Raw genomic sequence first — 11,554 nt, 5'->3', positions numbered from 1 at the left:
ATAATGACTTTATTCGCTTTACGCGTTATCGGCCCAGTGGAGAAAAAGTTTACCGAAAAAATAAAAAAACGATGGCGCAATAGAAGAGGGAAAAACAGCGTTATTTACCCTATTGCTGATTATGCAAAAAAAAACAAAAAATTTCTAAAGGTTGCAAGGGGAGAGCCGATACCTGATGGGACGGTGGTTGACGCCGTGGGCAAAGCAGCCCGAACCTTTTAACTACGTTGCGAGAACGCAACTGACTCGTAAGGAAAGCATATAATGGCACAAGTAATTAACACCAACAGCCTGTCGCTGATGGCGCAGAACAACCTGAACAAATCACAGTCTTCTTTGGGTACTGCAATTGAGCGTCTGTCTTCTGGCCTGCGTATCAACAGCGCTAAAGACGATGCAGCGGGTCAGGCGATCTCTAACCGCTTCACTGCTAACATCAAAGGTCTGACTCAGGCTTCCCGTAATGCAAACGACGGTATCTCTCTGGCACAGACCACTGAAGGCGCACTGAACGAAGTTAACGATAACCTGCAGAACATCCGTCGTCTGACCGTACAGTCTCAGAACGGTTCTAACTCTGATAGCGACCTGAAATCCATCCAGGACGAAATCACCCAGCGTCTGTCTGAAATTGACCGTATCTCCCAGCAGACCGATTTCAACGGCGTAAAAGTGCTGAGCAAAGATCAGTCGCTGACCATTCAGGTTGGCGCTAACGATGGCGAAACTATCAGCATTGATCTGAAAAATATCAATAAAGACACTCTGAACCTGACTACTTTTGATGTTTCTGATAAGAACAACAAAGTTGGCGCAGTGGTTAACAGCGTTGCCGGGACTAAATCTGTTACCGCTACCGTAGGTAAAGACGCGTCTGGTGCGGATATCGCAGACAAAACAAAAGCTTCAGTAGTTAGTTACACCGAAGGTGGTGCAACTAAATATGCGATTAAAGATGAGACTGGTACCGCTAAGTACTACGAAGCAACAAAACAAGATGATGGCTCATTCAACTATGATACTGCCAAAAACGTTACCACTGCAGCTGCAGCGGGTACACCTACAGCAGTGACCGATGTTGACGTTAAAAGTGGCAAAAACGTAACTGTTAAAGGTCTGGCTTCAGGTGATGAGTTACACTCCTTCACTGACAGCACCGGCGCATCAAAATATGTTGTTAAAACCACTGGCACTGATGGTAAGGCAATGTACAAAGATGCAACAGTTGCTGCTGACGGTACTGTAACTGCAACAACTGAAAACAAAAATGTGATCAACCCACTGAAACAGCTTGATGACGCACTGTCCCAGGTTGACGGTCTGCGTTCTTCCCTGGGTGCGGTACAGAACCGTTTCGATTCTGTTATCAACAACCTGAACAGCACCGTGAACAACCTGTCTGCTTCTCAGTCTCGTATTCAAGATGCTGACTACGCGACCGAAGTGTCTAACATGAGCCGTGCCAACATCCTGCAACAGGCTGGCACCTCTGTTCTGGCACAGGCTAACCAGTCTACTCAGAACGTGTTGTCCCTGCTGCGTTAATCGACTCTCCTCGATTAACCTGTCGCAAAGAACCCCGCTCCGGCGGGGTTTTTTTATGGTCGCGCGCTGCGGAGTTATTGCATGGCGCAAATAAGGCCTGTTTTGTACGACTGTTCAGCCGATTGGCATTTTGCCCCCTACGGATAATAGCGCTGACTCTCTTATCCGCAGGTTTTAGACATAGTGAGCGATCTGTATACCGCCGAAGGCGTGATGGACAAAAATTCTCTCTGGTTGCGCTACGTACCGTTAGTGCGCCACGAGGCGTTGCGCCTGCAGGTCAGGTTGCCCGCCAGCGTGGAGCTTGACGATCTGCTGCAGGCCGGAGGAATCGGGTTGTTGAACGCCGTTGAGCGTTATGACGCCCTGCAAGGAACAGCCTTTACCACCTACGCGGTGCAACGCATCCGCGGTGCCATGCTCGATGAGCTACGCAGCCGTGACTGGGTGCCGCGCAGCGTGCGTCGGCATGCGCGTGAAGTCGCGCAGGTGATGCGACAACTGGAACAGCGGCTAGGCCGGCCGGCCAGTGAAGTGGAGGTCGCGCAGACGCTGAATATATCACTGGATGAGTATCGTCAAATTCTGTTGGACACCAATAACAGCCAGCTTTTTTCCTATGACGAATGGCGGGAAGAGCATGGCGAAAGCGCGGAACCGCTGCTGGAAGGGCACGAAGAGGCCAATCCGTTACATCATCTGTTGGAGGGGAACCTGCGCCAACGGGTGATCGACGCCATCGAAGCGTTGCCGGATCGCGAGAAAATGGTGCTGACGTTGTATTACCAGGAAGAGTTGAATCTGAAAGAGATCGGCGCCGTGCTGGACGTGGGGGAATCGCGTGTCAGCCAATTGCATAGTCAGGCGATTAAACGCCTGCGTGCTCGTCTGGCGAACGAAAACTGACATGTCTTCAACCGTTACCCTTCAACCTGATCACCATTGCGATAATCGGACTGTCCTTATGCCAGGAATATTATTGAAAAAACGGCCGCTGAGCCGTTATTTGAAAGATTACAAGCACAGCCAGACCCACTGCTCTCAGTGTGGCAAGTTATTAGATCGTATGGCGTTAGTATTCCGCGGCAAGATCATTAACAAAGACGCGATTGCACGTATGGACCAGCCCATTGATGATCATGTTTGGCTGAATGTGCAAAATGAACTGACCGCGCTGTGCCGTTTCTGCAGTGAGATTTCCTGTAATAGCCATCCGAGCTATTTCGATATTATGGCGTTTAAACAGTACTTGTTTGAGCAGACCGAAATGAGCCACAGCACCATCCGCGAATACGTCGTGCGCTTGCGCCGGTTGGATGAGATGTTGGTGGAACGCAACTACCCGGCAGACAAGTTTGCCAACAATGCCAGCCATCAGCGTATTATCGAAGAATTGCCCTCCGCGGCACACAACAATTACCGTATCGCACTGCGTAAATACGACCAGTATCTCGCCTGGCAGAAAAGCTATTGATCTCGTCTCCCCGGCGCACCAGCCGGGGTTTTCGTCTATCCCCCATCACGAATAAAGAGTGATTATTAAGTTCACATCTGCTAAATCTATCTTTTAGATGTTGATACTTTATTCCCTGGGGGAAGTTGTGAATCTGCAACAACAACTGGCGCAATTCCCGCGCCTCGATTTTGTCGGCTCTGCGACACCGCTCGAAAAACTGTCTCGCCTTTCAGATTACCTCGGTCGTGAAATTTACATCAAACGTGACGACGTCACGCCGATGGCGATGGGCGGTAACAAATTGAGAAAACTGGAATATCTTGCCGCTGATGCCTTGCGTCAAGGTGCAGATACGCTGGTGACCGCCGGTGCTATTCAATCTAACCACGTACGCCAAACGGCAGCGGTGGCGGCCAAGCTGGGCTTACACTGTGTGGCGTTGCTGGAAAATCCGATCGACACCAAAGCAGAAAACTACCTGACCAATGGCAATCGCCTGTTGCTTGGGTTGTTCAACGCAGAAGTGGTGATGTGCGATGCGCTGCACGATCCACAGCAACAATTAGCCGATTTGGCGATTCGTCTCGAAGTACAAGGTTTCCGACCTTACGTGGTGCCAGTGGGCGGTTCTAATGCGCTGGGCGCATTAGGTTACGTGCAGTGTGCGCTGGAAATTGCTGAGCAGAGTCGCCGTAGTAACGTCGCCTTTAGCTCCATCGTGGTGGCTTCCGGCAGCGCCGGTACACATGCCGGGCTGGCGGTTGGCCTGCAACAACTGTTGCCAGAGGCTGAACTGATTGGTGTGACCGTATCGCGTAAAGTGATTGACCAATTGCCCAAGGTTGAGCTGATCCAAAAAGCGCTGGCTTGTTCGTTGGACATCGACGAACTGACGCCAATCCAACTGTGGGACGATTACTTTGCGCCGCAGTATGGTATGCCAAATGAAGAAGGGCTGGCAGCGATACAGCTATTGGCACAGCAGGAAGGGGTATTGTTGGATCCGGTATATACCGGCAAGGCGATGGCGGGTTTGATCGACGGCATTGCCCAACAGCGTTTCCGCGATGACGGCCCGATTTTGTTTATTCATACCGGCGGTGCGCCAGCGCTGTTTGCCTACCATCCACAGGTGTGAACAAGATTTGTTATTCCATTTTGAACTATATTTATAAGGTTATATTCCTTCATGCAGGCGGTCACACTGTTAAAGTGCTGATATCAAAAAAGATAAACAACAGATGGGGTGTTTATGGTCTTTTCTAAAGTTCGTCGTCAATTGCTACTGGGCGTGATGACCGTTGCACTGACAGCCGGTTTGAGCACGCAAACCTACGCCGCAGATAACCTGCTGGAGCAGGTAAAACATCACGGGACGCTGGTGGTTGGGCTGGAAGGCACGTATCCACCGTTCAGCTTCCAGGGGGAAGATGGCAAGCTGACGGGCTTCGAAGTGGATTTTGCTAATGCACTGGCACAGCATCTTGGTGTTAAAGCCAAACTGAACCCGACCAAATGGGACGGTATGCTGGCTTCGTTGGATTCTAAACGTATCGATGTGGTGATCAATCAGGTGACCATCTCGCCAGAACGTCAGAAGAAATACGATTTCTCCACCCCTTACACCATCTCCGGTATTCAGGCGCTGGTGAAAAAGGGCAATGAGGGCACCATCACCAAGCCGGAAGATCTTAAAGGCAAGAAAGTCGGTGTTGGTCTGGGTACCAACTACGAGCAGTGGCTGCGCGATAATGTGCAGGGTGTCGATGTGCGTACTTACGATGACGACCCAACCAAGTATCAGGACCTGCGCGTAGGTCGTATTAACGCTATTTTGGTTGATCGTCTGGCCGCATTGGATCTGGTGAAGAAAACCGGTGATACGCTGGCCGTCGCTGGTCCTGCGTTCTCTCGTCAGGAATCTGGCGTTGCCGTACGCAAAAACAACCCGGAACTGCTGGCCGCGATTAACCAGGCAATCGCCGAGATGCAAAAAGATGGCACGATGGCGAAGATCTCTGACAAATGGTTTGGCGCGGACGTAACTAAATAATGCACGAAAGTATCCAACTGGCGCTGGATTCAGCGCCATTTTTATTGCGGGGCGCGATACTCACCCTCCAGCTCAGTCTGGGGGGCATGGCGCTTGGCTTACTGCTCGGTTTTCTGCTGGCGCTGATGCGCCTTTCGCCGTTATGGCCGCTGTCATGGCTGTCGCGCTTTTACGTGTCATTGTTCCGTGGCACGCCGTTGATCGCGCAGCTATTCATGATTTACTACGGTCTGCCGCAGTTTGGTATCGAGTTTGATCCCTTCCCGGCGGCGTTGATTGGCCTGTCACTCAATACGGCGGCCTATACCTCAGAAACCCTGCGAGCGGCAATTTCGTCTATCGAAAAAGGGCAGTGGGAAGCCGCAGCCAGCATCGGTATGACACGCTGGCAAACGCTACGTCGGGTGATCCTGCCGCAGGCGGCCCGTACCGCATTACCGCCATTGGGTAACAGCTTTATCGGCCTGGTGAAAGACACCTCGCTGGCAGCGACCATTCAGGTGCCAGAGCTGTTCCGTCAGGCGCAACTGATTACCTCGCGTACGCTGGAAGTCTTTACCATGTATCTGGCGGCGTCGTTGATTTATTGGGTGATGGCGACCTTGCTTTCAGCGTTGCAAAACCGTCTGGAAGCCCACGTAAACCGCCAGGATCAGGAGTAATGCATGAGTGCCATTGAAGTGAAACAATTGACCAAGAAATTCAAAGGTCAAACGGTGCTGCATGGGATTGATCTGGAGGTCAGTGCGGGCGAAGTGGTCGCGATTATTGGGCCTAGTGGTTCGGGCAAAACCACTTTGCTGCGTTGTATCAACCTGTTGGAAGTGCCGGATTCTGGCACTATTCAGGTTGGCGATATTATGATCGACAGTTCCAAGCCGCTGAGCAAACAGAAACAGTTGGTGCGCGCTTTACGCCAACAGGTGGGTTTTGTGTTCCAGAACTTCAATTTATTCCCGCATCGTTCGGTGCTGGAGAACATTATTGAAGGTCCGGTCATCGTTAAAGGTGAATCAAAGGCCACTGCCGAACAACGTGCGCGGGCACTGTTAGCCAAAGTGGGTTTGAACGGTAAAGAGTTGGCCTATCCACGTCGTCTTTCAGGTGGGCAGCAACAGCGGGTGGCGATTGCCCGTGCGCTGGCGATGCAACCGGAAGTGATCCTGTTTGATGAACCGACCTCCGCACTCGATCCAGAGTTGGTGGGCGAGGTGCTCAACACCATTCGTTCGCTGGCGGAAGAAAAGCGCACCATGGTGATTGTGACGCATGAGATGAGCTTTGCCCGCGATGTCGCCGACCGCGCCATCTTTATGGACCACGGTCGTATCGTTGAACAAGGCCCAGCAAAAGAACTGTTTGCTAATCCGCAGCATCAGCGTACCCAGCAATTCCTCGATAAATTCCTGAATCAATAATCTGTAGGGGCCGAACATGTTCGGCCTTTAAATTGCTTTTAATAACTCATTGCGTGCAGCCGTGGCGAGAAACGTACTGCGGCCACCATAAGCCGGATGCTGTTGCACCAGCGAGTCAATGCGGCTCAACAAGCGGTGCGGCAAAGTGATATTTATGCGCTCTGCTCGCCCATCAAACTTATCCATATTGATATCAACCAGCAGCCATTGTCCGCCGACCAGGGTGTCACTTTCCTGCGCCAGATGAAAGGCAACGGATTGCGGGCGAGGTATCGGTTGGTTATCTTCGCTTAAACATTCAAAATGTGCGTCTAGCGCTTTTTTTGCGTCTTCGAAAGTTTTATCCAGGGTGTCACAGGCAAAATAGCAGCCAGGTACGTCGGGAAAGAAGCCGCTGGCACTGCCATCTGGATCTGAGTGTATGTAAGAAGGGTAAAACATAGCTTCTCCTGCTAATGCTTGGCACGAGTCAAAACAACCCTGCATCTTTCATTATTTGGCGCAGAGTTCCCGGTTTGAGATCCTTGCGGGGATGCGGAACGGTGATCACCAGAGGAAAGTTCGGGTGTTTAAACTGATGGAGACTTCCCCTTATGCGTTCTAAAACCCAGCCGCTATTTTCTAATAGCTTGATCAGCTCCGAACTTTCACGCGTTCATTATCCCTGACGTACACACCATACACACTTTATGGCGACGAGATTGATACGTTAACGTGCAAATTTCAGGCAGACAATAAAAAACCCTGCACATGGGCAGGGTTTGCGTGAAGCCTCGCATACTGGGTTACCATCATCGATAACCGGTAGTCAGAGGTTAACCTATGGTCATCAAGCTGGCGTTACCGCCGGCAGCAGCGGTGTTAACACTCAGCGAGCGTTCGATCAGCAGGCGTTCCAGCAGAATGTTGGTTTCGCCGTGGGCAAAACCCTGCACCGAAACGATCGCGCCGCTACGCTGGGCGATTTGCTCGCACAGGGTACGCAACTGATCGGCGTCACCGTGGTAAATGGCGGCGTCGAACTCGACCTTGTCCTGCTGCCAATCTTTGCTGAAGCTGATGCTGGCCTGAACGGCTGCTGGCAGGCGGCGATACAGGTTGCGCTGCAGCTCGGCTTCTGGCCACAACAAGCTGCTACCTACTCCCAGTACCGCAGCCAACTGCGTCAAGGCATCCGCCTCATTGTCGGCCAGGCACAGGACACGCTCACGCGGTAACAGGGCATAGGTGTTGCGTTCGCCGGTCGGGCCTGGCAGAGGGCGCATGGTGCCACCCTGGCCCAGTTCGGCGTAGCGTTGTGCCAAGGTAACCAGTTCCGACTGTTTTTCAGCTACGGCCCATTGTTCCAGCGCGTGATGTGCCTTGAGCAGTTGTGGTCGCGCGGTGGCTTCCAGTGGGCGCTCGTCATCTTGACGGTTTAGGGTGCGTTGCACTGCGTCATCCGGGCGGTTAGCCAGTAAACGGTACAGGTACAGCGGACCGCCCGCTTTTGGACCGGTGCCGGACAGACCCTCGCCGCCGAACGGTTGCACGCCGACTACCGCGCCGACCATGTTGCGGTTAACGTACAGGTTACCGACCTTGGCGCGTTCAGTTACACGGGCAATCGTCTCATCAATGCGGGTATGGATACCCAGCGTCAGGCCATAACCGGCAGCGTTGATCTGATCGACCAGCGACTCCAGATTGGTACGTTGGAAGCGGACCACGTGCAACACTGGGCCAAAGATCTCTTTTTGCAGCTCGTCGAAGCTGTCCAGCTCGATCAAGGTTGGCTTAATGAAGGTGCCGCGTGACCACTCTTTCTCATCCTGCACATTGCCTTTTGCCGCTTGGTAGACCTTGCGGCCTTTGGCGCGCATCGCCTGGATATGACGTTCGATACCGGTTTTGGCTTCGGCATCGATCACCGGACCGATATCGGTAGACAGACGTTCCGGGTTACCCATGCGGCATTCGGCCATCGCACCGCGCAGCATTTGCAAGGTGTGGTCCGCCACGTCTTCCTGAATACACAGGATACGCAGGGCAGAACAACGTTGACCGGCACTGTCGAAGGCGGAAGCAACTACGTCGGTCACGACCTGTTCAGTCAGCGCCGAAGAGTCAACGATCATGGCGTTCAAGCCACCGGTTTCGGCGATCAATGGGGTTGGACGCCCTTGTGGATCCAGACGGCCGGCGATGCTGCGTTGCAGGATACCGGCAACATCGGTAGAGCCGGTAAACATCACACCGCGAACGCGGGCATCGTTAACCAGTACGGACCCGACACTCTCACCCTGGCCTGGCAGCAGTTGCAGCACGCCTTGCGGAATACCGGCTTCTAATAGAATACGCACAGCCTGTGCGGCGACCAATGGGGTTTGTTCTGCCGGTTTGGCCAGCACGCTGTTGCCTGCTGCCAGCGCAGCGGCAATCTGGCCGGTGAAGATCGCCAGTGGGAAGTTCCACGGGCTGATACAGACGACCGGTCCAAGTGGACGATGGCTGTCATTGGCGAAGTCATCGCGTACCTGGCCTGCGTAGTAATGCAGGAAATCGACTGCTTCACGGACTTCTGCGATGGCGTTATTAAAGGTTTTACCGGCTTCGCGTACCAGAATACCCAGCAGGCTTTGCAACTGACCTTCCATCAGTTCAGCGGCACGTTCAAGAATCGCGGCGCGCTCGGACGGTGGGGTGGCGAACCAAATTGGTCCGGCAGCAGCGGCGGCATCAAGCGCTCGGCTGACTTCACCTTCGGTGGCTTCACGTACGTAACCGACGACATCGCCCGGTTCGGCAGGGTTAATCACCGGTTGTTCAACACCTTGATCCAGCTCTGAGTCGATGATCGGCTCTGCACGCCATGGGTGAGTCGCGCTGGTCAGGAGTGCGCTGGACAAGGAGGCCAGACGCTGTTCGTTGGACAGATCTAGACCGCTGGAGTTGGTGCGTTTTTCGCCATACAGCTCACGTGGCAGCGGGATGCGCGGATGTGGCAGGCCAATTTGGCCTTCTGTGGCGGCCAGCGCTTCGACCGCGCTGACAGGATCGGCAACCAGCTCATCGAGCGGCAGCGTGGCATCAGCAATGCGGTTAACGAATGAGGTATTAGCACCGTTTTCCAGCAGGCGACGTACCAAATACGCCAGCAGCGTTTCATGGGTGCCGACCGGGGCATAAATACGGCAAGGGCGGTTCAGTTTACCGTCGGCCACTTTACCTACCACTTGCTCATACAGCGGTTCACCCATGCCGTGCAGGCATTGGAACTCATACTGGCCTGGGTAGTAGTTATTGCCGGCCAAATGGTAAATGGCGCTCAAGGTATGGGCGTTGTGGGTAGCGAACTGTGGGTAAATCAGGTTCGGTACTGCCAGCAGTTTGCGTGCGCAGGCCAGATAGGAAACGTCGGTGTAGACCTTGCGGGTATATACCGGATAGCCCTCCAGTCCGTCCATTTGGGCGCGTTTGATCTCGCTGTCCCAGTAGGCGCCTTTCACCAGACGGATCATCAGGCGGCGGCGGCTGCGTTGTGCCATGTCGATGACGGCATCGATGGCGAACGGGCAGCGTTTCTGATAGGCCTGGATTACGAAACCGATGCCGTTCCAGCCAGCCAATTGTGGCTCAAAGCACAGCTTTTCCAGCAGGTCGAGTGAGATTTCCAGACGGTCGGCTTCTTCGGCATCGATATTAATGCCGATGTCATATTGGCGTGCTTGCAGAGTCAGTGACAGCAGGCGTGGATAAAGCTCTTCCATGACGCGTTCGTACTGCGCACGACTGTAGCGTGGGTGCAGTGCGGAAAGCTTGATCGAAATACCTGGGCCTTCATAGATGCCACGTCCGTTAGAGGCTTTGCCGATCGCGTGGATTGCTTGCTGGTAGGACACCAGATAAGCCTGTGCGTCGGCTTCGGTCAGGGCGGCTTCACCCAGCATGTCGTAGGAGTAACGGAAGCCTTTGTCTTCCAGCTTGCGGGCATTTGCCAGCGCTTCGGCGATGGTTTCACCGGTAACGAATTGTTCGCCCATCAGGCGCATCGCCATATCCACGCCTTTGCGGATCAGCGGTTCACCGCTCTTGCCGATAATACGGTTCAGTGAACGAGACAGGTTGGCTTCGTTATGGGTCGACACCAGTTTGCCCGTGAACAGCAGGCCCCAGGTGGCGGCGTTAACAAACAGGGATGGGCTGCGGCCGAGGTGGGAATGCCAGTTACCGTTGCTGATTTTGTCGCGGATCAGCGCGTCACGGGTTGGTTTATCTGGAATACGCAGCAGGGCTTCTGCCAGGCACATCAGCGCCACGCCTTCCTGTGAGGACAGTGAGAACTCTTGCAGCAAACCTTGCACCATTCCGGCGCGGCCATTTGCACTCTTTTGGTTACGCAACTTCTCGGCGATGTCGTAAGCCATCTTATGGGTGGCTTTGGCAAGATCGGCAGGTAATCGCGCCTGTTCGAGTAACATCGGCACCGCTTCTGTCTCAGGACGGCGATAAGCCGCCGTGATCGCAGCACGGTTGACCGACTGTGGCAGAATCTGTTCTGCAAATTCAAGGAATGGCTGGTGGGACTCTTCTTGCACTTGCGGCATAATGTCGTCCGCTTCGGCCTGGCCGGCGGCGGCAAGTGCAGGGATTTCAGGAATATCGGAACCGTTCTCGAGACGCTCGAGATAATTAAAAATGGCTTGTTTGATCAGCCAGTGCGGCGTGCGATCGATACGCTGTGCTGCGCTTTTGATGCGATCGCGAGTTGCCTCGTCGAGCTTCACGCCCATAGTGGTAGTGCCCATGCCAATCCAACTCCTGTGTTTAAGAACCTATCCCATCAGGCTATACAAACTGCGGGCCAGATAGCTTGTTGGGATAGGTTCGTGCGTTGTGTGCTGTGATGAATGCAGACAATATCCTGCATGTTGCAACTTTGTGCAACCGTGTTAAATCAAGCTGATGAGCGAAGTGTGAGTTTCATCAGTTTTTTAACATCAATAACCGGCACGGTTCTTGCTGCTGCTTTTGACAAACAGGCTATCCAAAGGGGATGAAGAGAGTATTTAAGGGAGTTATCCCCAGCAATATCAGGGGTAA

Annotated in this window: 11 protein-coding genes; 8 read left to right on the top strand and 3 right to left on the bottom strand. The window is 53.4% G+C overall.

Translation table 11 applies throughout. The features are described from left to right. The first annotated feature begins 3 nt into the window (after window positions 1–3). From SGBXF1_RS23880 to tcyN, 8 genes are all read left to right on the top strand, one after another. On the top strand, window positions 4–222 hold the full coding sequence (locus SGBXF1_RS23880; RefSeq protein WP_238320969.1) for a histidine kinase: 219 nt from the start codon (window positions 4–6) through the stop codon (window positions 220–222). A gap of 42 nt (window positions 223–264) precedes the next feature. Further along, the gene (locus SGBXF1_RS14745) at window positions 265–1,545 is read left to right on the top strand and encodes a FliC/FljB family flagellin (protein WP_186427070.1); all 1,281 of its coding nucleotides are present in this window, start codon (window positions 265–267) and stop codon (window positions 1,543–1,545) included. Window positions 1,546–1,728: 183 nt separating this feature from the next. After that, the gene (locus SGBXF1_RS14740) at window positions 1,729–2,451 is read left to right on the top strand and encodes an RNA polymerase sigma factor FliA (protein WP_037419063.1); all 723 of its coding nucleotides are present in this window, start codon (window positions 1,729–1,731) and stop codon (window positions 2,449–2,451) included. Between the two features lie 58 nt (window positions 2,452–2,509). Next, window positions 2,510–3,019, top strand: coding sequence for a flagella biosynthesis regulatory protein FliZ (gene fliZ, locus SGBXF1_RS14735; protein WP_037419066.1), 510 nt, complete (start codon window positions 2,510–2,512; stop codon window positions 3,017–3,019). Window positions 3,020–3,146: 127 nt separating this feature from the next. Next, entirely contained in the window at window positions 3,147–4,139 is a 993-nt protein-coding gene (locus SGBXF1_RS14730; RefSeq protein ID WP_186427069.1) for a D-cysteine desulfhydrase, read from the top strand. Between the two features lie 114 nt (window positions 4,140–4,253). Beyond that, window positions 4,254–5,054, top strand: a complete 801-nt coding sequence (tcyJ, locus tag SGBXF1_RS14725; protein ID WP_037419071.1) for a cystine ABC transporter substrate-binding protein — start codon at window positions 4,254–4,256, stop codon at window positions 5,052–5,054. After that, window positions 5,054–5,716 (top strand): cystine ABC transporter permease, encoded by a 663-nt coding sequence (gene tcyL, locus SGBXF1_RS14720; RefSeq protein ID WP_037419074.1) that lies wholly within the window; start codon window positions 5,054–5,056, stop codon window positions 5,714–5,716. The genes tcyJ and tcyL overlap by 1 nt, the downstream gene beginning before the upstream one ends. Window positions 5,717–5,719: 3 nt before the next feature. Then, the gene (tcyN, locus tag SGBXF1_RS14715) at window positions 5,720–6,472 is read left to right on the top strand and encodes an L-cystine ABC transporter ATP-binding protein TcyN (protein WP_186427068.1); all 753 of its coding nucleotides are present in this window, start codon (window positions 5,720–5,722) and stop codon (window positions 6,470–6,472) included. A gap of 27 nt (window positions 6,473–6,499) precedes the next feature. On the opposite strand, the gene SGBXF1_RS14710 is transcribed toward tcyN, so the two are convergent. From SGBXF1_RS14710 to putA, 3 genes are all read right to left on the bottom strand, one after another. After that, the gene (locus tag SGBXF1_RS14710) at window positions 6,500–6,913 is read right to left on the bottom strand and encodes a type II toxin-antitoxin system HicB family antitoxin (RefSeq protein ID WP_186427067.1); all 414 of its coding nucleotides are present in this window, start codon (window positions 6,911–6,913) and stop codon (window positions 6,500–6,502) included. A 28-nt stretch (window positions 6,914–6,941) separates the two neighbouring features. Continuing rightward, the gene (locus SGBXF1_RS14705; protein ID WP_186428515.1) at window positions 6,942–7,109 is read right to left on the bottom strand and encodes a type II toxin-antitoxin system HicA family toxin; all 168 of its coding nucleotides are present in this window, start codon (window positions 7,107–7,109) and stop codon (window positions 6,942–6,944) included. A 178-nt stretch (window positions 7,110–7,287) separates the two neighbouring features. Further along, on the bottom strand, window positions 7,288–11,259 hold the full coding sequence (gene putA / locus SGBXF1_RS14700) for a trifunctional transcriptional regulator/proline dehydrogenase/L-glutamate gamma-semialdehyde dehydrogenase (protein WP_186427066.1): 3,972 nt from the start codon (window positions 11,257–11,259) through the stop codon (window positions 7,288–7,290). Window positions 11,260–11,554 lie beyond the last annotated feature (295 nt).

It is taken from the genome of Serratia grimesii (assembly GCF_900186025.1).
Taxonomy (GTDB): Bacteria; Pseudomonadota; Gammaproteobacteria; order Enterobacterales; family Enterobacteriaceae; genus Serratia; species Serratia grimesii.
The sequence above is the reverse complement of the archived record's forward strand: the minus strand, read 5'-3'. Positions and strand labels throughout refer to the sequence as shown.

Excerpts from the sequence above, each read along its gene's own strand:
- SGBXF1_RS23880 (WP_238320969.1), top strand. The coding sequence starts at position 4 with ATGACTTTATTCGCTTTACGCGTTATCGGCCCAGTGGAGAAAAAGTTT.
- SGBXF1_RS14745 (WP_186427070.1), top strand. The coding sequence starts at position 265 with ATGGCACAAGTAATTAACACCAACAGCCTGTCGCTGATGGCGCAGAAC.
- fliZ (WP_037419066.1), top strand. The coding sequence starts at position 2,510 with ATGCCAGGAATATTATTGAAAAAACGGCCGCTGAGCCGTTATTTGAAA.
- tcyJ (WP_037419071.1), top strand. The coding sequence starts at position 4,254 with ATGGTCTTTTCTAAAGTTCGTCGTCAATTGCTACTGGGCGTGATGACC.
- tcyL (WP_037419074.1), top strand. The coding sequence starts at position 5,054 with ATGCACGAAAGTATCCAACTGGCGCTGGATTCAGCGCCATTTTTATTG.
- tcyN (WP_186427068.1), top strand. The coding sequence starts at position 5,720 with ATGAGTGCCATTGAAGTGAAACAATTGACCAAGAAATTCAAAGGTCAA.
- SGBXF1_RS14710 (WP_186427067.1), bottom strand. The coding sequence starts at position 6,913 with ATGTTTTACCCTTCTTACATACACTCAGATCCAGATGGCAGTGCCAGC.
- putA (WP_186427066.1), bottom strand. The coding sequence starts at position 11,259 with ATGGGCACTACCACTATGGGCGTGAAGCTCGACGAGGCAACTCGCGAT.